The organism is uncultured Campylobacter sp. (genome assembly GCF_905372745.1).
Classification (GTDB): Bacteria; Campylobacterota; Campylobacteria; order Campylobacterales; family Campylobacteraceae; genus Campylobacter_A.
The window spans coordinates 16986-40892 of sequence record NZ_CAJPQR010000014.1; the positions used below are offsets into that span (position 1 = coordinate 16986).

The 23907-nt window shown below is 42.0% G+C and carries 20 protein-coding genes and 1 tRNA gene; 5 read left to right on the top strand and 16 right to left on the bottom strand.

Translation table 11 applies throughout. The features are described 5' to 3' along the window. Positions 1–35: 35 nt before the first annotated feature. Both QZ157_RS05515 and QZ157_RS05520 read left to right on the top strand, forming a co-directional pair. The gene (locus tag QZ157_RS05515; protein WP_295142886.1) at positions 36–494 is read left to right on the top strand and encodes a response regulator; all 459 of its coding nucleotides are present in this window, start codon (positions 36–38) and stop codon (positions 492–494) included. A gap of 226 nt (positions 495–720) precedes the next feature. Then, on the top strand, positions 721–3927 hold the full coding sequence (locus QZ157_RS05520; RefSeq protein ID WP_295142887.1) for a hypothetical protein: 3207 nt from the start codon (positions 721–723) through the stop codon (positions 3925–3927). A 777-nt stretch (positions 3928–4704) separates the two neighbouring features. Here QZ157_RS05520 and raiA read toward each other — a convergent pair. From raiA to fliW, 5 genes are all read right to left on the bottom strand, one after another. After that, complete coding sequence (raiA, locus tag QZ157_RS05525) at positions 4705–5238, bottom strand: ribosome-associated translation inhibitor RaiA (RefSeq protein ID WP_295142889.1); 534 nt, start codon at positions 5236–5238, stop codon at positions 4705–4707. 20 nt (positions 5239–5258) lie between these two features. Continuing rightward, positions 5259–5702: a hypothetical protein gene (locus QZ157_RS05530; protein WP_295142891.1), complete on the bottom strand. Its 444-nt coding sequence runs from the start codon at positions 5700–5702 to the stop codon at positions 5259–5261. A 17-nt stretch (positions 5703–5719) separates the two neighbouring features. Beyond that, on the bottom strand, positions 5720–6712 hold the full coding sequence (locus QZ157_RS05535) for a prepilin-type N-terminal cleavage/methylation domain-containing protein (RefSeq protein ID WP_295142893.1): 993 nt from the start codon (positions 6710–6712) through the stop codon (positions 5720–5722). A gap of 3 nt (positions 6713–6715) precedes the next feature. After that, the gene (locus QZ157_RS05540) at positions 6716–7387 is read right to left on the bottom strand and encodes a prepilin-type N-terminal cleavage/methylation domain-containing protein (protein ID WP_295142895.1); all 672 of its coding nucleotides are present in this window, start codon (positions 7385–7387) and stop codon (positions 6716–6718) included. Positions 7388–7502: 115 nt separating this feature from the next. Further along, a complete protein-coding gene (gene fliW, locus QZ157_RS05545; RefSeq protein WP_295142897.1) occupies positions 7503–7886 on the bottom strand; it encodes a flagellar assembly protein FliW in 384 nt (127 codons plus the stop codon). 150 nt (positions 7887–8036) lie between these two features. Between fliW and bamD the strand changes: the two genes are divergently transcribed. Both bamD and lon read left to right on the top strand, forming a co-directional pair. Beyond that, positions 8037–8684, top strand: a complete 648-nt coding sequence (bamD, locus tag QZ157_RS05550; RefSeq protein WP_295142899.1) for an outer membrane protein assembly factor BamD — start codon at positions 8037–8039, stop codon at positions 8682–8684. Between the two features lie 9 nt (positions 8685–8693). Continuing rightward, the gene (lon, locus tag QZ157_RS05555) at positions 8694–11120 is read left to right on the top strand and encodes an endopeptidase La (RefSeq protein WP_295142901.1); all 2427 of its coding nucleotides are present in this window, start codon (positions 8694–8696) and stop codon (positions 11118–11120) included. A 357-nt stretch (positions 11121–11477) separates the two neighbouring features. Here lon and cysN read toward each other — a convergent pair whose 3' ends face one another. The 10 genes from cysN to QZ157_RS05605 form a co-directional block, all read right to left on the bottom strand. Next, the gene (gene cysN / locus QZ157_RS05560) at positions 11478–12902 is read right to left on the bottom strand and encodes a sulfate adenylyltransferase subunit CysN (protein WP_295142902.1); all 1425 of its coding nucleotides are present in this window, start codon (positions 12900–12902) and stop codon (positions 11478–11480) included. Beyond that, positions 12902–13804: a sulfate adenylyltransferase subunit CysD gene (gene cysD / locus QZ157_RS05565; RefSeq protein WP_295142904.1), complete on the bottom strand. Its 903-nt coding sequence runs from the start codon at positions 13802–13804 to the stop codon at positions 12902–12904. Before cysD ends, cysN begins: the two co-directional genes overlap by 1 nt. A gap of 434 nt (positions 13805–14238) precedes the next feature. Next, positions 14239–14931 carry a phosphoadenylyl-sulfate reductase gene (locus QZ157_RS05570; RefSeq protein WP_295142906.1) on the bottom strand — a complete coding sequence of 231 codons (693 nt, stop codon included), beginning with the start codon at positions 14929–14931 and terminating at the stop codon, positions 14239–14241. After that, entirely contained in the window at positions 14915–15964 is a 1050-nt protein-coding gene (locus QZ157_RS05575; protein WP_295142907.1) for a sulfate ABC transporter ATP-binding protein, read from the bottom strand. The genes QZ157_RS05570 and QZ157_RS05575 overlap by 17 nt, the downstream gene beginning before the upstream one ends. After that, positions 15965–16771 (bottom strand): sulfate ABC transporter permease subunit CysW, encoded by an 807-nt coding sequence (gene cysW / locus QZ157_RS05580; RefSeq protein ID WP_295142908.1) that lies wholly within the window; start codon positions 16769–16771, stop codon positions 15965–15967. Next, complete coding sequence (gene cysT, locus QZ157_RS05585; RefSeq protein WP_295142909.1) at positions 16768–17595, bottom strand: sulfate ABC transporter permease subunit CysT; 828 nt, start codon at positions 17593–17595, stop codon at positions 16768–16770. Before cysT ends, cysW begins: the two co-directional genes overlap by 4 nt. Then, positions 17592–18584: a sulfate ABC transporter substrate-binding protein gene (locus QZ157_RS05590; RefSeq protein WP_295142911.1), complete on the bottom strand. Its 993-nt coding sequence runs from the start codon at positions 18582–18584 to the stop codon at positions 17592–17594. The genes cysT and QZ157_RS05590 overlap by 4 nt, the downstream gene beginning before the upstream one ends. After that, entirely contained in the window at positions 18577–19869 is a 1293-nt protein-coding gene (locus QZ157_RS05595; protein ID WP_295142913.1) for an SAM-dependent methyltransferase, read from the bottom strand. Before QZ157_RS05595 ends, QZ157_RS05590 begins: the two co-directional genes overlap by 8 nt. Next, positions 19869–21578, bottom strand: coding sequence for a nitrite/sulfite reductase (locus QZ157_RS05600; protein ID WP_295142914.1), 1710 nt, complete (start codon positions 21576–21578; stop codon positions 19869–19871). The genes QZ157_RS05595 and QZ157_RS05600 overlap by 1 nt, the downstream gene beginning before the upstream one ends. A 596-nt stretch (positions 21579–22174) precedes the next feature. Beyond that, a tRNA-Leu gene (locus QZ157_RS05605) sits at positions 22175–22254 on the bottom strand. Positions 22255–22406: 152 nt separating this feature from the next. Between QZ157_RS05605 and QZ157_RS05610 the strand changes: the two genes are divergently transcribed. Continuing rightward, the gene (locus tag QZ157_RS05610) at positions 22407–23582 is read left to right on the top strand and encodes a site-specific integrase (protein ID WP_295142916.1); all 1176 of its coding nucleotides are present in this window, start codon (positions 22407–22409) and stop codon (positions 23580–23582) included. A gap of 24 nt (positions 23583–23606) precedes the next feature. Here the strand turns inward: QZ157_RS05610 and QZ157_RS05615 are convergent, their stop codons facing one another. Then, positions 23607–23906: a HigA family addiction module antitoxin gene (locus QZ157_RS05615; protein WP_002948089.1), complete on the bottom strand. Its 300-nt coding sequence runs from the start codon at positions 23904–23906 to the stop codon at positions 23607–23609. Position 23907 lies beyond the last annotated feature (1 nt).

The window sequence follows — 23907 nt, forward strand, 5'->3', positions numbered from 1 at the left end:
GCTTGTAAAAATGTATCTTGTATAAAGGATGCAAAATGACGATCGAAGAGCAGAAATTTATCCAAAAGATTTTGGCCGAACTCGCGCAAAAAGCTGCGCAAAATAGCGCAAAAGCGGCAAATGAAGGCGACTTTGAAAAGGAGCTTAAAAGAGCTGCAGAGCCGGTGAAAACCTCCAAAGAGCCAGATGTGGAGGGCTTTAAAAGGACTCTTGCCGAACTTGGCGCGGCTGGATATTTATCGCAGATGAACGAACAAAAAATCCAAGAAAAACTAAGAGCCAAAAAAGAGGAGCTGATGGAAGCTCTGGGGCTAAATACCGATATGAAAAAAAGCCTAAGAGACGAGCTTGAAGCCGTGTTAGACGAGCTTTTGACTAAATATGAAAAAGAGCTACGAGCTAGTTTGCAAAGCAATTCTTTGCTAGAAAAACAGCAAGCTTTGCAAAATAAAAATCCATCAATGCTAGGCTCTGCTCTGCTGGGAATCGTGTAAATTTTAACCTAAAAAATCGTAACCAGAAAGATTTTTAATTTTACTATTTTTCTATGAGGATGACTTCAATGTCCATATCGTACGCTTTTAAAATTTTATTTTTTTGAAAATGCCTATATTTCTTTTTAAAATTTTCAAGAAAATTAGAATTTTTTCAAATTTCAGCGGAATAAAAAAGAAAAAACGGAATAATTAGTTTTAAAAATATTCAAAAAAGGAGAACAAAATGAAAATTATGCAAATCATACTTCTATGTTTTGTTTTGCTAGGTTCTTTAAACGCCAAGACGAAAAAGAACTACACGGTAGACGAACTTAGTCGTAAGCTATGCTACGCTGAACTTATAGAGTACATGAATGGATCAGGTAATTTTGTAAGGGTACCTGCTGGGGGAATTAGCCTACCGGTAGGAACTCGTATTAGAACTACGGTTGGCGTTATGTATGAAAATTCTGATCCCGATATCGTTGGGGCTACTGCAGACGTTAGGTATCTAAATTACAATATAGCATATGATAGCCCTAGGGAGTGGCTCAATGTCGGAGGCGGAGCTACCCCTAGAGGAACGGATAGGTCTGTGTGGAGCGGATACCCTGCTTTTTCAAACCCTGGCTTTAGGTTGGGCTATGAAGGCATGGTTAATGATCTAGATACTTATGAAAATGCCTTTTATCATAAAGCCGGTTTGTCCAGTAATCCATATAATAGTATGAGAATGGGGTTTTTAGGTAATAGGATTTTTTATAAAGAGCATTATGATAACTTAAACTATGTATGGAAGCCTAATGAATATAGCGTAGCGGCTAATTTTTATTTGGATTATCGTAAGGCAAAGGGGACTTATTTTAGTAATCCGAATGGAGTATATCCATCCCTTTCGCATTCTGGATGGAATATGCAATCTGATAAAATAAATTTGGTTACATACTCCGGAAAGTTAAGAAAATGTAGAAATGCGCCAAGCTACAATATAACGCCCATATGGGACAACATATCAACTGTGAATGCAAGTTATCCGCAATTTGTGCATGTTACCGAACAAAGAATCTACGAAGAAGATGGATATTTTAGGGTAACGAATGTCAACTATAATCCATATGCGCCTCACGCTCATCCGGATCAAAAGCTATATACTATAGTCGCGGGTAACGATAAATCTAAAAATAGATTTAGGGTAGTTCATTTTGATAAAAATGGCAACCCGTCTCCTTATAATGGACAAATTTATATCAGATTGGGTCGTGGTCTTGGGAAAATGAACTCAAATGCAGAAAACATGCTTTACTACGCTAATGGAACTTTGATACAAAAAGATACGCCTATTAATTTTAACGGCGTTCATATGGATATTTTACTTGATACGTCTAATCTCCATATAGGAGGAACGACGGGCTATACGTTTTTTATAGGAAAGCCGGGCACTCCAGGTCAATTTATTTCGGCTAATTCAGATAATTTTATTGTTAGGCCTAGTAGCGTAAAGATGAAAATAGGTTTTAATCGCTCCGGATACGTAAAATCAAGGCCTACAGCCGGCGTTCCAGTAGGTAATTTTGAAAATTATACATACTCCTCTATGCCGTATAATGAGTTTCGTGCTATACCTGTTGGCGTAGACGGTAAAGAGGTGAGAGGGTATTATTTCTCCACAGATAAAGTAAGGTTTGACGTAAAGAGCCATGCGCCGGCCGGTTGTTTTTCTAATCCGGTAACTTTGGCTAGAATGAATTATCTTGAAAATATAAAAATACGAATGTCTATAGGTATTAGAAAGTCTCACAATGGGCACACTGATACTGTGTTTAATATGTCTTATTACGACCCGGATAATCCGTCTTCTTTCACAGGCGATGCTTTTGCCCCATACGATGATGCCGCTGAGGGACTTATATATCCAGAAGTCGGAAAAGTATCATTACGACTAGATCGTGTTATAGACGATCAGTTTACTTTGCCTGATAGAGTAAAGGGGGGCTGCATACCCGGAAGTACATCCAATGAACCGGATGCTAGCGGCAGGGTGGGATGTGATATAGCTATAGAATTTAACGAAGAAATAGGCAATCATAGACCGTATGCTATAATGCCGACAGGCGTTAAAATTTTTAATTTTCAGGGTGAAGCCGTTGGTTCTAGTCCTGACATGACTTACTTGTCAAATGACCCCAAAATGTCCGCTTCTATCTCTTATGGATTGCAGGCGGTAGCATATTCAAGAAGAACCGCTATGCTTGGAGCTAGTTATCATGGTTGGTTAAATTTTGATGCCGTATCAAATAGTTTTTTCCACACTTATGATAAAGATACCGCAAAAGATATAGATCAGCTAATAGACTATACTAGTAACAAAAACTATATCACTCAGCTTTTTACTAAAGATTGCTATGCAGAGGACCTAAATACGAGAATAATCATAAATAGAAAAAATGAGCCTCAAACTTTTTATGGAGAAGGAGGGTATATTAGTAGGGGTGTTTATCACGGTGACTTTACCGCAAACGACGAGGATAGAACTAGCAGATATCCTAAGTCTGAAGATATGGTATTTTTTGCCGATCCTGACGCAAAAGATGTAACTAAAGACAATCCGCTCAATATAGACGACTCGAGTTATACGATATCGCAAAAGGCCTTTGTAAATGGTGTAGTGCCTGTAAGCGCTCCTATAGCAAAGCTCGGCGATAAAAAAGAGGGAGTCTGGATGAAATTTAACTTCAAGAGGGATAATCGATATGCTAGAAATCCATTTGATATAGATACCGATTTGTTGTTTATATCCGGGGAGAATAAGCAAAAAGAGTACAACATAATAGGAAACCAGAATATACCGTCATACTTCCAGACGCCTACCGATCGAAGCAGAGTTTTAAAATTTTATTACGGTAGGGCATTTTTGCCAAATGGAGAATACTATAATACAAAAAGTTTCGAACATTTAGCATACTATACCATTTACTGCAAGGATTGTGATGCGACAAAATATAATATAGATAAAATAAATACACCTATTACTGGAGAAAACTACTGGTATGCCACAAAAAAGCATGATAGCGCGGTTCTAGGAGAAATAAAAGGTTATAACTCGTTAAACAGTGTTTTACCAAGTGCTACATATCCAAATAATCCGCTAAATATTACCTTTAGAAGCGTGAATTATTTTGAGGATAGTCTAAAAGCAACATCTCCAAGAATTATAGTGGGCACAGAAAAAGTAGAGGTATTGGCCGATAGTTGGCTGATATACTCGACCAACCCACTGGCTACGTCAATGGTTTCTACTATTAACTTCTATCTATCAAATGAGTGGGGCGGGCAACTCTTTGACAATAAAGGTAAGAATAGCCAAAGAATAGTGCCTGAAGATAACACTCTAGAGCAGAATAATAATGGTAGTATGAGAATACAAAGACCTAGTAGGAGACTTCAGTGGTGATAGGATGGGGGATAAAATCCCCATCCTGTTTTTTACTGTGGGGCGGCCGAATTTATGTCTAACCAAGCATAATTAAATAACTTGAACGAAACTTAATCGGGTTTTTAGCTACCCCACCCATCCATTTGACTACTCTAAAAATCTTATCAATTTTAATAGATATAACAGGACTATTTTTATAGAAAAATTATTTCATAATCGGCTTTGCTTGTTTGTTATTATAAACTCTACTTTATAGATATACGCTTTTAAATAACTTAGTTTTCCTGTAGCCATTGCCTAAATTATAGATTAGCTAAATTTAAAGAGATCTCATTAAGCATAGCGCAATGATAACGACTGCGCAAAAGTTAAGAGAAAGACAATTTCGAATGGTAATAAGCTGTGAATAAAGAGTGGTAGGGCTGGAATACAAACAGTATTGATATATAAAAAGCATTGACGACGCGATGTTCTTATAAAAAAGCTGTATTGCTATTTTTTTAATAAAATAAGAGGGTCTTATATGAGTAATAAAAAGGAGCAGTGACTAAAAATTAGCTTGGATCTCATTGGGCCTTATTTTTTATAGATGTTTTAAAATTTGATAACGCAATTTTCTGATTATTTTAAATCATTATCAGTAGTTATAGTATGCAAGTATTTTATATTAAAATGTTGTAATAATTTTATTTCCTTTGCTTATTAAATTTTATAGATTGATTTTTGATGAGTAATAAGATACCCCTATATTCTGTAATATCATCAAAGGCGAGATAAGCTCGCCTTAATTTTGTATTAGTATAGTCCAAATTTACCATCTGACCTTTTATATAAAACCCTCATTTTTGCATCTATATCATTAAATACATAAAACTGTGCATCACTGCTTTTGAGTTTGAATAGTGCTTCCTCTATTTCAAGAGGTTTATATATTTCAAGTTCCATAGGTACGATGTCGTCAATATCTATTTCACTGCATGCTTCGTTTGCGATAGCGTTCCTGATAGCCTTTTCGTCATCTTTATTTTTGATAGTAGTATTTTTATCGTGCTCTCTACGGAGAACTTTTGACGCTCGATCTATTGCAAGATCAATACAAGCGTATAAATCTTTATCTTTGTGGCGAATGACGATAGTGTCTTTTTTTGCCAAATTTAGGATAAATTCTACACAAAAGCCTTTTCTGCCATTTTTTTCGTCCGCCGATACGACACACTTTCCTGAAATTATATCAAGATTGTATTTTAGGATAGCTTCGAAGGCATTTTCTATGTATTCCTTTATAGGATCGGTTAGATCAAATTGTTTCCCAACAATACTTGTGTTCATTTCTCCTCCTTTGATTGGTTTTATAGTTTTTGTATCGTTCTTCTATGAAGTCTTATTTTTCCGCTATTTGTTATTTTCATTGCTGCTGGAATGATTTCTATATATGTATCAAGCACAACTGTTCCTACTGATTCTGAAGTACTTATTGGCGTAAAGTTGCTACAATCACCTATCTTGCCAAAAACTTTAGACACTACAACTTTTATATTAAATATATCTAATCCGCCCAGTGAGTATTTTTCGTTTAAAATCGTCTGATTTTTGAAACAATTACTGCTATTGGCAATTTTATTTGGATTTAATATAATTTTTGCTATCGCTATTTCTGTTGCGCTCCTGAGTAGAAAAGCGGCCTGTTCTTTTAAATATATATCGCCAGTAGTCTTTACGGATTCTACTGAAAGTTTTAACATCGTAACTCCCAAAGTTGAGACGAGCACCATAAACAATATAGCTGTAACCATACTAAAGCCTTTTCTCATTATAGCACCGCCCTTCTTTTACAAACTATATTTTCCTCTAGTGATACCTCGTTTATCGGCAACCTTATATCAGTCATGCAAAGTTGTAATATGATTGTACTGTCTAAGGCTTTATATGAAAAACCTTTAACTCCCCTTGCTAGTAATGCTTTTGGGGTATTTGTATCATTATATTTTTCCCCTAGCCATGGTCTGTAATTGTAGTGTAGGTATATATCAAATCTACCATCATCAGGGGTTGTATCACTTCTTCCATCTTTTGGATTTACTGGTACTATGGCGTATGCGGTGTGAGCCAAATAGTATTGTTCATAAATTTTATTTACTTTTCCTATATCTGCACTATCCACTTCAAGCACTGGACTACCGTCAGATTTTGCTTTTACTTTTACAACACTATCTGCAGCAAAAGTAGAATGATCAAAGCCGAAACTATTTTTAATATTGCCTGTTACTTCATTGGAGCGAAATATCATTCCAACGGTATAGTTTGAAGAAAAATCTATTTTTTTTCCATTTGTGTCCGTTAAATCGGCCATAGTATATTTTGTTGAATTATATAGTTCGCTGGTATTGGTTTTGCAACAGAGATTGCTTCCGGGAGTTGAAATGGTTCTAGCTGTTTTATTGGTATTTGGGCTATCAATGTCAATAAAGCCACTCCAACCGCCATTTTGGAAACTCTCATATGAATAGCTTATCCACTCTAAGATATTATCTTTATTGGCTATAGTATGGCTTGTAGGTCTAAAGCTGATATGAGTGAAATCCGTACCAGATGTTCTGCTTATAACGGATTGGTGTATTCTATTTTCAAGCCTTTTTGCAATTATTTCTAGGGTTAAATCTGTTTGTGTAGTCAAATAATTGATGGTTCTTGAATGAAAATAGCCGTTATAAATTTTTACGGTTAGTTCTGCGCCGAAGTATGCTAAAACACCTACTATTACGATAACTATTACTATTTCTAATAATGTAAATGCTTTTTTCATATTTTACCATACCTTGCTTTGTATCATTGGTCTATCTCCTATATTGGCAACAAAGCTATTTAAGACTACTCTTGTTTGATCTTTTTTGTCACTTTCAGTTTTTTTATCATCTTGGGCAAAGAGCTCTATTGTAATTTTCCATACGTTATTATCTATACTATCGTCTATTGTTTTGTGTTCTACTTTTTTTGAAATTTCTGACACCAAGGATGATGTTGTAACAGTACTTGTAGAGTCTATATCTAGTTCCGGTATTGATTCGCCAGTAGTTGCGCAAGAGTCATTTGGTCCTCTAGATACAAATATTCTTCTGTTTGCTTTCGAAATACCGTTTATATCATAAAAATCTTTCCCTGGATGAGAGGTATCGTCATAATTAAAGACGGGTGTCACAGTTTGTCCACCCAGTCCGTGGCCGCCACCGATTATTTCTTCACCACATCCATATGGAGCCCTTAAAACTAATGTCATTATTTCTTGGGCGTCTATAATAACTGATTGAACTATCGACGTTTTATCTGCTACTGTTGACTGATTTAGAAGTGTTGGTACACCCATTAGCACTATGCTTACTATAATCATTGACAAAACTAGCTCAACGAGAGACACGCCTTTTCTCCACTGAATACAATTATGGCACTTATTGTTTTTTTCTATTATATTAAAGTTGTTCAAAATATGCCTCAAATCTTATAAGTTACTCTTAATATACATAAGAAATTGTTAGTATTATAAATCTTATATATACAATCAAAAATATTAAAATATATTAAACCAACAAAAGATACTTTCATTTTTCTATAAAATCCGAAATTTTTTCTGCCTGTTTATACATCGGATATGTCCACGCATCAAGCACTATCTGCGAAAGCGTCATGTTTGTCATATTGCAAACGATAGGGGCGATAAAATTTACCGTCGAAGTCTCGATAGGGGTGCTAACTACCATTATATTGTAAATCCTTAGCTCGCTTTGATCGTTTATGTCCATTAGCTCCTGATAGTACGTAGGTATTTCAAATTCGTAATTTCTCAAAGCATATGGGTTTATCGCTGTAAAAGACGTCTCATCGTCCTTGCTTTGAAGCTTTACGAAAAATTGATCAAGCTCTTTTAGCTCGTAGCTTTTGATATGTTCAAAGCCCAAAATAGGGCTTTTAACCTGAAAAACCATATACGTCTCCTTAATTATACATTTACTTTTTAGGCAATTGTACCCAAATTTTTCTATTTTTAAGCATAAATAAAACCGAAATTTACCGAAAAGCAATAAAAACAATGGTAAAATAGTCCGTTTTAAAAAATTTAAAATTTAAGGGAACGTATGAAAAATTTGATCAAATTTTTATCTGCGGTATTTTTTGTTTGTTTAATCGGCGGTTGTGCCGACAAATACACCGAGCTATATAATCTAACGCCCGATCAGTGGTACTCCGAGATCATCGGCGATATAAAAAATCGCGACCTAGAAAGCGCCGATAAGCACTACACGGCGATGTCTAGCGAGCACGTAGCTAGCCCGCTTTTGGAGCAAATTTTACTAATCCTTGCCCAAGCTCACGCCAACGACGAAGAGTATCTGATGGCGAATTTTTACCTGGACGAATACCTTAAAAGATACGGCGATAGCGGCCCTAGGAGCGAATTTGCGCAGTATCTGAAGATAAAGGCGAATTTTGATTCGTTCTCGCAACCCAATCGCAACCAAAAGCTAATGCAAGACAGTATCGCCGAGATAGAAAAATTTCTCTACGTCTACCCAAACACGCAGTATCGCCCGCTGATCGAAACTATGCTGGTTAAATTTAAACTCGCTATCTACAACCTAGACGTGCAAATAGCCGATCTATACGAGCGCACGGGCAGAGACGAGTCGGCGCAAATTTATAAAGAAAAGGTGCAAGCCTCGCCTCTAAACGATGCAAATATCGTGCTTCCGCAGCTTCCTTGGTATAGAAAAATATTTGAGTAGGAGCTAAATTTGCAAATTTACGAATCAAAAATGTTCCCTGCGCAGCTACCCGTCATCGTAGAAGACGAGCTGTTTTTGTATCCTTTTATGATCACGCCGCTTTTTTTAAGCGACGAGGAAAATATCGAAGCGCTAAATTCGGCTCTCGAGTCGCAGAGCCCCATCCTAGTCGTGCCGACGAAGGCGCAAAACGAAGGTGCTAGGAAATTTGACGCCGTATACGATGCGGGCGTCATAGGCACCGTAATGAGGCGAGTGCCGCTACCAGACGGCAGGGTAAAAATTTTATTTCAAGGTACGAGCAAGGGCCGCATAGTATCAAAAGTAGGCCAAAAGCCGCTGCGAGCGGTCGTAGACGTGCTACACGAAAAAAGACCCGAAAATACTAAAAGCGACGCGCTACTAACAGTGCTTCGCGAAAAGGTGCGAGATCTGGCCGCGCTTAGCCACTTTTTCCCGCCCGATCTTTTAAAAACGATAGAAGAGAGCGCCGAGCCTAGCCGCGTTTGCGATCTGATTTTAAGCTCGCTAAGACTAAAGAAAAAAACGGCGTACGAGTTTTTTATCGAGGAAAATTTGGAGCAAAAGTTGCTAAAGCTCATCGACTACGTTATCGAGGAGATCGAGGCAAATAAACTACAGCGCGAGATAAAAAACAAGGCTCACTCAAAAATAGATAAGGTAAATAAAGAGTACTTTCTAAAAGAGCAGCTAAAGCAGATACAGCAAGAGCTCGGCTCAGATACCAGCCGCGAGGAGGAGATCGAGGAGTACCGTAAGAAGCTGGAAGCTAAAAAGAAATTTATGGGCGAGGATGCATATAAGGAGATAAAAAAACAAATCGACAAGCTATCGCGCATACATCCTGATTCTGCCGACGCAAACACGATACAAAGCTATCTGGACTGGGTAATCGAAGTGCCGTTTGAAAATACGGCAAATAAAAAACTAAGCGTGCAGGAAGTCGCAAAGCAGCTAAATGCTGATCACTACGGGCTTGAAAGGCCAAAGGATAGGATAGAGGAGTACTTTGCTCTGCGCGAGCTTTTGCAGCTACGAGGAGTCGCGGGCAAGGTAAATAACGGAGCGATTTTATGCTTTGCGGGGCCTCCGGGCGTCGGTAAAACGAGCCTGGCAAACTCCATAGCAAGGGCGCTAAAGCGCGAGCTAGTGCGCGTGGCACTGGGCGGTCTTGAGGACGTAAACGAGCTGCGCGGGCACCGCCGCACCTACATAGGCGCGATGCCGGGCCGCATCGTGCAGGGTCTGATAGAGGCAAAACAGATGAATCCCGTCATCGTGCTAGACGAGATCGATAAGGTCGGTAGGAGCTTTCGCGGCGACCCGACGGCGGTGCTACTAGAGATCCTAGACCCTGAGCAAAATAACAAATTTAGGGATTATTATTTAAATTTTAATATCGATCTGAGCAAGGTTGTTTTTGTCGCGACGGCAAACGACGTCGGCGCCATACCGCCTGCACTGCGCGACAGGATGGAGTTTATCGAGCTTAGCTCATACACTCCGCAGGAAAAATTTGAGATCGCTAAAAAATATCTAATCCCTCAAGAGCTAAAAAAACACGGCCTAAAGCCCGGCGAAGTGACTCTAGGCAAAGACGTGCTAAGCCTCATCATCTCAGACTACACGCGAGAAAGCGGGGTGCGAAACCTGCGCCGCCGTTTGGCCGATATCTTTAGAAAGGCGGCAAAAAGGCTGCTAGGGGGCGAGGCGCAAAAGATAACCGTAACGACTAAAAATTTAAGCGAGTTTTTAGAAAAGAAGGTTTACGAAATCGAGCATGCGGACAAAAAACCGCAAATCGGGCAGGTAAACGGGCTAGCGTGGACGAGCGTGGGCGGCGACGTGCTAAAGATCGAAGCCATACGCATACAGGGTAAAGGCGGCCTGCAGATAACCGGGTCTTTGGGCGAGGTGATGAAAGAAAGCGCGTATATTGCATTTAGCCTCGTTAAAGTGCTGATCGACGCTAAAAAGATAAAAGTACCCTCTAAAATCATCCCAAGCCTACCGGAAGACGTCAAAGACGGCGTGAAAAAAGAGCTAAGCCCTAGCGAAGTTTATCGCCGATACGATCTGCATATCCACGTGCCCGAGGGTGCTACGCCAAAAGACGGGCCGAGCGCGGGTATCACGATGGTGACGGCGATCGCCTCGATCCTAACGGATACCAAAGTGCGAAGCGACGTAGCGATGACGGGCGAGATCACGCTAAGCGGCCGCGTGCTGCCTATCGGCGGGCTAAAAGAAAAGCTCATCGCCGCGCATAAGGCCGGTATCAAAACCGCTCTGATACCGCGTAAAAACTATGAACGCGATCTGGGCGATATCCCGCAAGACGTCAAAAACGATATGCAAATTTTACCCGTGGACGTCATCGAAGACGTGCTAAAAAATGCGTTCGTTGCAAAATAACTTTTGAAATTTTATTAAATTTAGCCTCGCTTGCGGGGCTGAGTTTATTGCCTATATCCAAAAACCGACTTTAAATTTACCGCTATTTTCGGTTCGCGCAAATAGGCCGAGCCTTGCTGCTAAAATTCGGTAAATTTTAATCAAGCCGGTATTTTTAAGAGGCAAAAGTAAATTTTAGGCATCTTTATGACAAATAGCTTAAAATTTTGGTTTAAAGATAAATAAGCGAAAATTTTAGGCCCCTTACGCGTATTTTGGTATTTTCGCGTTTTTGGGCTTTATTTGCTTAATGCGGCGGCGTAGTTACGATTTGAAGCGCCGAGGGCGGACTAGCCCGCCCGTTTGAGCGGAAGCGGGCTAAATTTGTTTGCATCCCCACTCGGGATAAAATTTTCTAACGTAAGCGTTTAGCTCCCTTTCGGCGTCGCTATACTCGCAGTTTGAAGCGTTTTTGGCGTCAAATTCGCAGTCATGCCCATCGCCTAAAAACTCCGTTATCATACCCGCGCCAAGCGTCGCGTTGGTATAGCGGTCGATCACGATAAAAGAGCCGCTTTGGCGATTTTGCTCGTATAAATCCGCGCATACGCTCTTATCTAGGCTCACGGCGCATTTTGCGATGTCGTTTAGCTCTAAGCGCCGGGCTTTAAGCTTTTCAAAATTATTGACGTCGCGTTTATATAAAATTTCGTCAAATTGCGCGTTTATCAAGTTTGAGTTGATTTTGATTAGATATTGCTCGCCGGGCGTTAGCGGCGCTTCGTTCATCCAGACGATATTTGCGTTAAATTTTCGCGTCACGCGCGGCAAATTTGCAGGTTTTGCTATCATATCGCCGCGGCTAACGTCTACCTCGCGGTCGAGGCAAAGCGTGATAGCTTGGGGCGCAAAGGCCTGGGACGCGGTTTTAAACGCGTCGTCTTTGCCTTTGACGCCAAGGTCTAGGTTATCGGTCGTTATTATGGATTTTACGCGCGCTTTTTTATTTGACGGTAGTACGACTACTTCGTCGTTTTCGCGTATTTCGCCGCCCGTTATAGTGCCGCAGTAGCCGCGGAAATTTAGATGCGGGCGATTTACGTACTGCACGGCGAATCTAAACTCGTTAGGGCGGTCCGGACTAATGTCTAGCGCGTCTAGCGTCGGCAGTAGCGCGAGTCCTTTATACCACGGCGTATTTTCGCTATTTTTTAAGATATTATCGCCGTTTAGCGCGCTAATTGGGATAAAGTCGAATTTTATCCGCTCGCTATGAGGTAAATTTCGGCTCATTTTTAGATAATCGCTCTTAATGGCCTCAAAAACGTCCTGTCTAAAATCCATCAGATCCATTTTATTTATCGCTACTATAATGTGCCTAATGCCTAGCAAGCTAGCGATAAACGAGTGGCGTTTGCTCTGCGTTAAAACGCCTTTTCTAGCGTCGATTAAAATGACCGCGACGTCCGCCGTACTCGCGGCAGTCGCCATATTTCTGGTGTATTGCTCGTGGCCGGGGGTGTCGGCGATGATGTATTTTTTCTTATCGGTGCTAAAAAATCTATACGCCACGTCGATCGTGATGCCTTGTTCGCGCTCGCTGGCTAGTCCGTCTACTAAATTTGCGAAATCTATCTCGCCGCGTTCGTTTCTAGCGCCGTTTAGCTGGTCTTCAAAGATGCCCTTGGCGTCGTAAAGCAACCTGCCTATTAGCGTAGATTTGCCGTCGTCTACGCTACCGCACGTGATAAAGCGCAAAATATCTACGCTCTCGTTTCGTTTTAAAAATTCCCTCAAATCCATTAAAAATACCCCTCTTGTTTTTTTGCTTCCATCGACGAGCCTTCGTCTGAGTCTATGAGCCTACCTTGGCGCTCGCCGCTGTTTGCTACCAAAAGCTCGGCTACGATCTTTTCTAGCGTATCGGCTGCTGAGCTAATAGCGCCCGTTAGCGGATAGCAACCTAGCGTGCGAAAGCGCACCAGCTCGTCTTTGGCAGAGGCTCTAAGCTGTGCGGGCATTCGCTCGTCGTCTACTAAAATTTTAGCGCCCTTATACTCCACGACGGGGCGGACTTTGGCAAAATATAGGCTTGGGATCGGGATATTTTCAAGCATTATGTACTGCCAAATATCAAGCTCGGTCCAGTTGCTAAGCGGAAATACGCGGATACTTTCATTTTCCTTTATGCGGCCGTTGTAGATATTCCATAGCTCTGGGCGCTGATTTTTAGGGTCCCAGCGGTGAAATTTATCGCGAAAGGAGTAAATACGCTCTTTTGCGCGGGACTTTTCCTCGTCGCGCCTAGCTCCGCCGAAAACCGCGTCAAATTTATACGTATCTAGCATCTGTTTTAGCCCCTGAGTTTTCATGATATCCGTGTGCATGGAGCTGCCGTGTATAAAAGGCGAAATGCCCATCTGCTCGCCTTTTGGATTTACATAGACGATTAGCTTCATACCGCTTTCTTTGGCTCTGCGGTCGCGAAATTCTATCATCTCGCGAAATTTCCACAGCGTATCGACATGTACCAGCGGCACGGGCGGAACGGCGGGATAAAACGCCTTTTGCAACAAGTGCAGCATCACGGAGCTATCCTTACCGATACTATAAAGCATCGCCGGATTTTTAAACTCCGCGACCACTTCGCGCATTATATGTATCGACTGCGCTTCTAGGGCTTGAAGATGGGTTAAATTTTGCATATTTCTCCTTTTTTCTTAAATTTAACTGCTTTTTAGCGGCGACTTAAAATTCGCCGTTTAAATTTGGGCTTTTTAGCTCGCTCATTCGTCCGTCCGCTTGTTTTTTCGCTAACTTCGCTTGCAAATGCCAGCTTCTGCTTTTTGCGCGCTTGCATCGGCGACACAGCTAAATTTAGCGCCGTCAAAACGCGGTCTAGGCGCGTAAAATTTAAAGCTAAATTTACGAAATTTAGCCGAATTTGACCTCAAATTCGGGCGCAAAAAGCTAAGGCGAAGTATCGCGAGACGGATTTGAAAGTCGTGCAAAAAATTTAATCGAGACTAGGTATAAATCCTGTCGCGGATTAAAATTTTCTTCTGCTTGCAGTTGCGAGCAAAGAAAAGCAAAAATCTATTTCAAAAGCGCTTGCAAGACGAGCCGCCGGCTACAAAATTTAATCTCGCCCTTTTATATGTAGCCCGCACTCTTTATGGTTAGGATCTTCCCACCACCACCTGCCCGCGCGTATGTCCTCGCCCGGTTTTATCGCGCGGGTACAGGGTTCGCAGCCGATACTGGCGTACCCCTTCGCATAAAGCTCGTTTACGGGCAAATTTAGCTCTCGCGCTACGCCCCACATAAACTCGTCGCTAAAATCAAATAGCGGGTTGATTTTTTTTAAATTAAAATTCGCGTCCGTTTCGCACAAGCTAACGCCCGTTCTAGTTACGCTTTGCGCCGCGCGTATGCCGCTTATCCACGCCTCTTTTTCGTTTAGCGCCTCGCGCAAAGGGATCATTTTTCGTTGGTGGCAACAAAATTTGCGGTTTTCTACGCTATCTCTCATGCCCCATTGCCCGATCTTTTCGTCCACTCGGGCTAGCGTCTCGCCGCTAATAGCGTATGTTTTTATCTTGATACCAAAAAATTTCTCTACCTCTTTTTGATACTCTAAACTCTCTTTAAAAAGCTTATACGTATCGAGGGTAAAAATTTCAAGCCTATCTAGATCAAAGCCTGATTTTAGAGCCATATCTATCGCGATACAGTCCTCTATCTGGTGCGAAAAGGCCAGCGCGACGCGCCCCTTTATCTCTGCCAAAACCGCCGCTAAACGCGACGTCGCTTCATTATATGTAGTAATCACAAAAACTCCCGTCTTCTTGCGAGTAGCTATGCACGCTAGTAAAATTTAGATATACGAATTTTAAATTTTTCTCTTTTATGTCTTTAAATTTCGCACTCGTGATATCGACTTCGACCATATCCGCACTCTCTTGCATCTTAATATCAAGCCTAATGCGAGAGCCTAAAATTCGGCTATGCACGATCTCGCCTTTTTTAGAGCCGGCGCTGTATTCAAAGCCAAGCTCTATCTCGTGAGGCCGCACGAAAAGCAGATCTCCCGCGCTCTCGTCGCTTACTATACCATCCGCGCCCACTCTGCCGCGAAAGAGATTTACGTTGCCTAAAAAGCTATACACGAAAGGATTGGCCGGTTTTTCGTAAACGTCTACGGGCGTGCCTACTTGCTGGATCTCGCCTTTATTCATCACGACTATTTTATCGCTTACTTCTAGCGCTTCTTCTTGATCGTGCGTAACGAACACGCTAGTAATGTGAATCTCGTCGTGTAGTTTTCTTAGCCACCTGCGCAGATCGGCTCTAACCTTTGCGTCCAGCGCCCCAAACGGCTCGTCTAGCAGCAAAATTTTAGGCTCCACCGCTAGCGCCCTAGCTAGCGCCACGCGCTGTTTTTGCCCGCCGCTTAGCTCATCGGGAAAGCGCCCCGCTAAGCTTTCTAGCTGGATCATTTTTAGCAGGTGCATGACGCGCTGCTTTATCTCGTCTTTGCTAGGGCGCGAGGCTTTTGGACGGACGTTTAGTCCAAACGCTATGTTATCAAACACGCTCATATGCCTAAATAGCGCGTAGTGTTGAAAAACAAAGCCTATGCCGCGTTCTTTTATGCTTTTGCGGCTGACGTTTTCGCCGAAAAACGAGATTTCGCCGCTACCTGCGTTTTCTAAGCCCGCGATTATGCGAAGCAGCGTCGTTTTGCCGCTACCGCTAGGTCCTAAAAGCGCGGTTAGCTCGCCTTTGTTTATCTCTAAATTTACGTTTTTAAGCGCGACGAAATCGCCGAAATTTTTATTTAAATTCGATATTTTTATACCCATTTAGCTCCTTTTGCTAGCTTTTTGAACTAAAAATTTTAGCGCCAGCGTGACTACCGAGAGCAGCAGCAGCAAGCTAGCTACGCTAAAAGCCGCTACGTAAAGATAGTCGCTATATAAAATTTCTATATAAAGGGGCATCGTGGTAGTTAGCCCGATTATCTTGCCGCTTACGACCGCCACGGCGCCGAATTCGCCCATCGCTCTGGCGTTTGTTAGCACTACGCCGTAAAATAGCCCCCATTTTATGTTCGGCAACGTAACGCTAAAAAACGTGCGAAGTCCGCTAGCACCCAAACTAAACGCCGCCTCTTCCTCGCTATTTCCTTGCTCTTGCATTAACAAAAGCGTCTCCTTGGCTACAAATGGAAAGGTAACGAATGCGCTAGCTAGTAAAATCCCCGGCAGCGCAAAAATCACGTCGAAATTTAACGCGCTAAAAAATTTTCCCAAAAAGCCGCTATTTCCAAAAAGCAGCACGAACATTAGCCCCGCAATAACGGGCGAAACGGCAAATGGCATATCTAAAAGCGTAAGTAGCGCCGTCTTGCCGCGAAACTCGAATTTCGCCGCCGCGTAGGCTATCATAACGCCAAATACGGTATTTATAACCACGCAAAATCCCGCGCAAAGCAGGCTAAGCTTTACCGCGCTAAGCGCATAGTCGTCGCTAATCGCGCCAAAATAGCCGCTAAGCCCGTCTTTTAGGGCTTCTGATACGATGGTATAAAGCGGAAGCGCGATAAAAACGAATAAAAACGCGGCGCTAATTAAAAGCAAAACGGGCTTTAAAATTTTCGGTTCGCTCATTTTGCGACCTTTTTTTGTATGAAATTTATCAAAAATAGCGAGGTAAACGCTACTAAAATCATGAAAAATCCGATTACGGCGGCTTCTTGATAATTAAAACTATCTAGGCGCGAGACGATTAAAACGGGTAAAATTTCGCTTTTAAATGGGATGTTGCTCGAAATAAAAATGACCGAGCCGTATTCGCCAAGGCCTCTGGCAAAGGCTAGCGCAAAACCCGTTATCAAGGACGGAAGCAGGCTTGGAAGCATTATTAGCCTAAAAATTTGCCAAAAATTCGCGCCTAAATTTTCGGCCGCTTCAAGCACTTGTTTGTCAAAATCTTTTATAACAGGCTCCGTCGTTCGCACTACAAACGGCATGCTTACGAATACCAAAACGATTACGACGCAAGTAAAATCCGCCCCTTGCAAATCTATACCGAGCCTTAAAAGCGCAGCGCCCATAACGCCGCCGTGCGAGAATAAATACGCCAGGCAAATCCCAGCCACCGCCGTAGGCAGCGCAAAAGGAATATCTATAAGCGAGCTAATAAAGCTCTTGCCCCAAAATTCGTAACGCGCCAGGCACCACGCGATAATAAAACCGAAAAGCGAATTTATCGCGGCGGCGACGAATGAAGCCATAAATGAAAATTTAAGCGCCGATAATACGCGAGGATCGCTAATAACGGCTAAAATTTCGCCTATGCCGCCCTTAAAGCTAAAAGCGCCCAGAGCCGCCAGCGGCAGTAAAACCAAAAAGCAAACGTAGCTAGCGCCAAGACCGAAGCAGATATTAAATCCCGGCAAAATAGAGGGCTTTTTAAGTAAAAATTTTCTCATTTTTTGCCCTTTACTACGATCTCGTAAATTTTATCAAACTCGCCCCCGTCGCTAAAATGCCGCTTTTGCGCCGCGTCCCAGCCGCCAAAGCTCTCTATGCTTATTAAATTTATTCGCGGGAAAATTTTCTCGTATTTTTTAGCGACGTTTTCGTCCGTCGGGCGGAAGAAATTTTTTGCGATAATCTCCTGCGCATCGGGCAAATAAAGGCGCGCCAGATATTCGCGGGCAAGCGGGACGTTGCCGTTTGCGGTGGCGTTTTTGCTTAAAACCGCGACAGGAGGCTGCGCTAGGATGCTAAGGCTCGGGTAAATAATCTCAAACTCGTCCTCTCCTAGCCTTGCTTTGCTAAGATACGCTTCGTTTTCCCAAGCGATCATCGCATCGCCGATATCGCGGCGTATGAAAGTGTTCGCCGATCCGCGAGCGCCTGCGTCTAGTACGGGAGCGTTGGCGTAAAGTTTAACCAAAAACTCTCGAATTTTATCCTCGTCGCCGTCAAATTTAGCCGCGGCGTAGGCGTATGCGGCTAGGTGGTTATACCTCGCGCCGCCTGATGTTTTGGGATTTGGCGTTACGATTTTTACGTCGTTTCTTACTAGATCGTCCCAGTCTTTTATGCCTTTTGGATTGCCTTTTCTAACCAAAAATACGATCGTGGAGTTGTAAGGCGCGGAGTTTAGCGGGAACTCTTCTTGCCACGAAGCGTCCAAAACGCCGCTTTTTTGCGCGACGGCATTAATGTCGTAAGCAAGAGCTAGCGTCGCGACGTCGGCTTTTAATCCGTCTATTAGCATCCTAGCCTGCGCGCCGCTACCGCCATGGCTTTGTAAAATTTTAATCTTTTTGCCGCTTTTTTGCTCGTAGTATTTAATAAAAAGCGCGTTATATTCTTTAAAAAGCTCCCGCGTAGCATCGTAAGAGACGTTTAAAAGCTGTTGCGCGGCGGCAAAATTTATAAGCGCTAAAAAGATTAAAATTTTATTCAACCGATATCCTTTCGCATTTTGGTTTCAAGCTTAGCGATTTTTCGACGACGGGGCCGATTATTAAAATCGCGGGACGGGTGCATTTTAGCGCCATAGATTCTAAATTTTTTATTCGTCCGATGATTACTTTTTCATCCGCTCTATCTATATTTGAAACAAACGCCGCCGGCGTATCTAGGTCTAAATTTAGCTTGCTTGCCGCATTTAAAATTTCGCCCGCGTAAGCGTGCGCCATAAGCGCGACCGTCGTAACGTCTCGCGTCTTTAAAATTTCAAGCCAAGCGGTGTTTATCGCGCCGCCTTTTAGATGCGCCGAGACTATCAAAACGCCGCTGCTAACGCCTCTAATCGTAGGCGTAATAAGCGCGCTAGCGCATCCCGCAAAAACCGAACTAACGCCGCTAATTAGCTCAAACTCTACGCCGTTTTCCTCTAAAAAGCTCATCTCCTCAAACGCTCTGCCAAACAAGCTCGCGTCGCCGCCTTTTAACCGCCCGACGGTCTTGCCTTCTTTTGCCAGGCTTAGCATAAGGGCGTTTATCTGCTCTTGCGTCGCGCTATCTTCGTCTTTGCCCTTGCCTACGTTAATAATCTCTACGCCTAAATTTCGTAAAATTTCGCGCGTATCCTCGCCGACTAGTTTATCGCTTAGAGCTACGTCTAGCAGCTCAAACGCTTCAAGCGCGCCTAAGGTGAGATTTTGAAGGCTGCCGCTGCCGCAGCTGATTAAAAAAACTTTGCCTAAATTTTCGCGGCACTTCGGTTTTAAAATTTCGGCCTTTTGCGGGTTAAAATTTTCAATCGCCTCAAGCCTAGCCAGTTTTAGCTTCGGGATAAAATCCGCTAGATTCCTAGGCAAAATTTTAGCTATTTTATCCCTTACGAGCACGGCTAGGCTAGGACTTGCGCCGCTAGTGCTAACGCCTACGCTAAGCTCGCCTAAATGCGCGTTTGCGGTAAAATAAAAATCGCTTAGAGCAGGCTTATCGACTACGTTTAGCAAATAGCCTAAGCTTTTACGCTCGCTAAATAAAGCTTGCCCTAAATTTTCATCTCCGCTAGCGTCTATTATCATTTCAAAACCGCTTAAAGTTTCGCCCAAATTTTGTCGCGTTAGCTTGCGGATTTTTACGTTTTTATCGGCAAAAAACGGCTCTAAAATTTTTTCGGCTAAAATTTCGAACTCCCAATTAGCCGCTTTTAGAGCTAAAAATTTTTGCCGCGCGACCTTTCCGGCTCCGATTAAAAGCGCGCTTTTGGGAGTAAGGGCTACTGGTAGGGTCATTAAATTTTATCTTTTAGCGTTTCGCCAAAAAGCGCGTCCGCGCCGTAGTCATAATACGCCCTCGGGTTTTCCTCAAACGTCCCCACTCGCTGATACAGCCCGCAAAGCTCAGCTATGACGTTATCTCCGCCGTTATCGACCCAGTCGTTAAAATTTTTAAACTCGGATTTTACTTGCGTAAATCTTTTAAGCGTTTGGTAGACGAATTCAGGCACGTGATAAGCGGCCACGCCGCCTACTTTTTTGCCGAATTTGCTTTTGCCTTCTTTTAGCTCGCCTCCGGCAAATACGCTGTAATAAGGAAGCGACCTGCCGTCCTCGCGCCTAGTGCCGCCCATAAAGCCTAAATTTGCGTTTTGATGAGCGGTGCAGGAGTTTGGACAGCCCGACATTTTAATAACGATATCTTTTAAAAGAGAAAAGTCTAAATCGCTGTTTCTAATATGATCGTGGATAGCCTCCACGGCGCCTTTTGGACGGCAAATTCCTAGCCGACAGGTCGATGCGCCCGTGCACGGAGTCATGTTTGCAAACACGCGCGGATCGGCGCTCATAGGCGAAATCTCCGCGATAACGGGATAAAGTGCGATAAGATCGGTCTTTTTGAGATTTTTTAAGATTATATGCTGGTCTCGGCTTATAAAAAGCGAATCTTTTAGGCCGAGTTTAATAAGCGCTTTTGATAGCTTTATCGCATCGTCTCCGCGCACGTTACCCCATAAAAACGGCACTACGGCGTAGTAATAGCCTTTTTGTTTTTGCGCGGTTACGTAGTTTTGTACCCATGCTTTTTGCGCGGCGGAAAATCTAACGCGAGGCTCGCTTACTAGCGGCTTAACGCCCCTTGGCTCTTTGATATCCAGTTTCCATTTTTCGCTTGAAACTCTAATTTTTGCGACCTCGTCCTCGATCATTTTAAAAATCGTCTCTTTTCCTATCTTCTCGGCGGCATGGCGCAGGCGGGCGGAGTTTCTATGCTCGTAATCGCCGGTTTTAGCAAACACGAGCTTGATGGCTTGCGCGTATAAAAAGGCTTCGTTTGCGGGGATAAAGCTTTTAAATTTATCGCCTAGGCGCGGTTTTGAGCCCATTCCGCCAGCGACGTAGACTATAAAGCCTTTTTTGCCGTCTTTTTTGGTTGCTACAAAGCCCGCGTCCGTGATAGTCGCGTTTGCTCGGTCGGCCTTGGAGCCGGAAAAAGCGATTTTAAATTTCCTAGAAAGTCCGTAAGAATCGGCTCTGCCGATAAGCATGCTAGTAATAGCGTTTGCGTAGGGAAGGACGTTAAAAGCCTCGTCTTTGGCGACTCCCGCTAGCGCGTCGCAAACCACGCCTCTAACGCAATCCCCGCATGCGCCGCGTGTAGTCATATTTATCGCGGCGATCTCGTTTTCAAGCTCTATAAATTCGTCGTCTTTTACGAAATGAAGCTGAATGCTAGCTCTCGTAGATAGATGCAAAAATCCGTTGGCGTAGCGCTTGCAAAGCTCGCCGAGGCGTGCGAATTCTTTAGCGCCAACGCCGCCGCCGTGCGTTTTTACCCGCGCCATGTAGCTGTCTTTTACGCGCTGTTCGTATATCCCAAACGCCACGCGAATTTTCTCAAAACCCTTAAAATCAAGCTCGCCGCTTTTATATTCTTGCCATTTTTGCCTAAAAAATTCCGCGTCTTTGACGCTTACTTCTGCCGGAATAATATAGGTGTCCATCGTTTGCCTTTTTATAAAATTTGGGCGAGATTTTACAATAAATTTACTTAAATAGATTAAATATTATTAAAATTTTTGGTTTTACGATAGAAATTTAACAATAAGGCAATTTAAAATTAAATAAGAGTTTTTTATTGTAAGCCAATTGAAAGTCATTCGTCGGCGTAGTAGGACTTGCGCCTATGATCGCTTTTGCCGGCTTTATAATTGCGAGCTATCAAGCATTTCGCATTTTTTGTACTTTGGCTTGCGAGACAATATAACAGCATGCGGGTTGTGGGCAAACTCTTTGTTGTCATGGATTTTTATTTTGTCTCCTTTTTGAGGGTTTTAATTTTGGTTTGGTTTCCCTAAAAAGTAATTATATCCGCGTACTTTCGTATTTTTATTTTTCTTAAAATATCGTATTTTAGGCGCTTTGCGAGCTATTTTAACATATCGTCCGTTATTTTATGTTTACTTTACTTCAACTAGGTAGAAACGGCTACATAGTAAATTTTGTATAGTAATCAAGGCTGTTTTCTACTGCCAGTTGAGCGGAAGCTCTATTTAGAATGCTGTATCCCAGGGATTTTAAATGCGTAAATTGTATGCTATGGTGCCCGAGGTCGGACTCGAACCGACACAAGGTTGCCCTTACCAGATTTTGAGTCTGGGTCTTTACTAAACTATAGATTATTATAACTTTCTATAAATACCCTATTTTGCGCTATTTTAGTATATTTATAATTTCCTTATAAGTGACAATTTTATACAATTTGCTATAAAAATGTGTACCCTAATGTGTACCCTAACAAAAATTTGATCATATAGATATAGGATTTTGCTGTGGCAGATAAGCTGATTAAAGTCAATCTTGATAATGCGGATTGTAAAAACATATATTTTGTAAATAATGACGATTTGTTCGCTGGAAAAGAGATCGTAAAAGCCCCAACTTACATTAGTAGAGACTATAAACTGATATTAAGAATTACTATTGTAAATATTAGCGGCATGAGAACTCAAACTAAGAAGACGTATTCTTTTAATAAAAAAATCACTTTCTTGCAGGCGATCAAGGAGGTGGCGTCAAAAAGAGAAGGGCTTTTGAGTAAGCTCAAAGAGGGTAAGCATAAAGAGATAAAAATAAAAATACCGACATTAAGTCAGGCGTGGGGCAGATATATGGATATGAAGAAAAATCAACTATCCTCAAATACGCTTGCTTCCTATAATCTATTTACAAATAAATGGATACTGTCTGATTCTAAGCTAGCCAAAACGCCTATAACCCACATTACCACCGAAATGCTGCAAAGCATAGTGAATAAAATGCTAGATCTAGGTATGAGCCCTAGAACCTCAAAATCTGTTAAAGAAGCTCTTAGGCCTATGTTTAACCTGTATGTTTTGGAGGGTATGGTTAAAACTAACCCAGCTAGCTTGATTCAAATACCTAAATTTGACAACCAGGTAAATATTGAGCTAGATGACGAAAAAATAAGGGAACTATACGATGCGCTATATGGTTATCCGGTAGAACCGTTTAGAAGTATATTTGTGTGGCTTTCGCATGGCAGAAGACTAAATGAGGTTTTGAGTTTAGAATGGAGAGACATAAATATACCAAATGGCATATATAATATTAGATACGAAAATAATAAAGTTAGAAAGCCTATGACTTATAAATTAAGCAATGAGCTTTTAGAAACCCTTAAAAATATAGATAGGCAAGAAAGCGGCTATATATTTCACGCCATAACAGATAAGAGTAAAAAAATAGATAAAAATACAATCAGACCTCATTGGGAAAAGATATTAGCAAAGCTTGGGATAAAAATTAGAATTCACGATTTAAGGCACTTGATAGGCGGAGTTTTGGTTTCGGAGGGTAAAACGTTAGAGCAGATAGCTTCTATACTAGGCCATACTTCTACAAATGTTACAAAAAGATATTCAAAGGTCAGAAGAGAAGTGGCTGCCGAAAGCCTAGATGATTTTTTTAGAAGAGTAAAAAAATAAAATCTATTGCCACTGATAAAATATTTACGCGCTAATAACGCTTATCGGTTTTATGGCTTCCAGCTCGGCTTTTTGCCTATTTTTGCTTTCTCTTAGCTCTATATCGCTTTGTAAATTAATAAAAAATCCGTCGGACATCGAGAAGTATCTTGAGAGCCTCAAGGCCGTATCTATAGATACTCTGCGTCTTCCATGTAAAATATCTTGTATGCGAGAAACCGGTAAATCTATATCTTTGGCTAGTCTATATGCCGATAGGCCGTAAGGTTCCATAAATTCGCTAGCTAAAATTTCTCCTATCGTAGGAAGAGGTATTCTATCCATA

Coding starts and splice junctions, on each gene's coding strand:
- QZ157_RS05515 (WP_295142886.1), top strand. CDS start 36: ATGACGATCGAAGAGCAGAAATTTATCCAAAAGATTTTGGCCGAACTC.
- QZ157_RS05520 (WP_295142887.1), top strand. CDS start 721: ATGAAAATTATGCAAATCATACTTCTATGTTTTGTTTTGCTAGGTTCT.
- raiA (WP_295142889.1), bottom strand. CDS start 5,238: ATGAACACAAGTATTGTTGGGAAACAATTTGATCTAACCGATCCTATA.
- QZ157_RS05530 (WP_295142891.1), bottom strand. CDS start 5,702: ATGGTTACAGCTATATTGTTTATGGTGCTCGTCTCAACTTTGGGAGTT.
- QZ157_RS05535 (WP_295142893.1), bottom strand. CDS start 6,712: ATGAAAAAAGCATTTACATTATTAGAAATAGTAATAGTTATCGTAATA.
- fliW (WP_295142897.1), bottom strand. CDS start 7,886: ATGGTTTTTCAGGTTAAAAGCCCTATTTTGGGCTTTGAACATATCAAA.
- bamD (WP_295142899.1), top strand. CDS start 8,037: ATGAAAAATTTGATCAAATTTTTATCTGCGGTATTTTTTGTTTGTTTA.
- cysN (WP_295142902.1), bottom strand. CDS start 12,902: ATGGATTTGAGGGAATTTTTAAAACGAAACGAGAGCGTAGATATTTTG.
- cysD (WP_295142904.1), bottom strand. CDS start 13,804: ATGCAAAATTTAACCCATCTTCAAGCCCTAGAAGCGCAGTCGATACAT.
- QZ157_RS05575 (WP_295142907.1), bottom strand. CDS start 15,964: ATGGGTATAAAAATATCGAATTTAAATAAAAATTTCGGCGATTTCGTC.
- cysW (WP_295142908.1), bottom strand. CDS start 16,771: ATGAGCGAACCGAAAATTTTAAAGCCCGTTTTGCTTTTAATTAGCGCC.
- cysT (WP_295142909.1), bottom strand. CDS start 17,595: ATGAGAAAATTTTTACTTAAAAAGCCCTCTATTTTGCCGGGATTTAAT.
- QZ157_RS05595 (WP_295142913.1), bottom strand. CDS start 19,869: ATGACCCTACCAGTAGCCCTTACTCCCAAAAGCGCGCTTTTAATCGGA.
- QZ157_RS05600 (WP_295142914.1), bottom strand. CDS start 21,578: ATGGACACCTATATTATTCCGGCAGAAGTAAGCGTCAAAGACGCGGAA.
- QZ157_RS05615 (WP_002948089.1), bottom strand. CDS start 23,906: ATGGATAGAATACCTCTTCCTACGATAGGAGAAATTTTAGCTAGCGAA.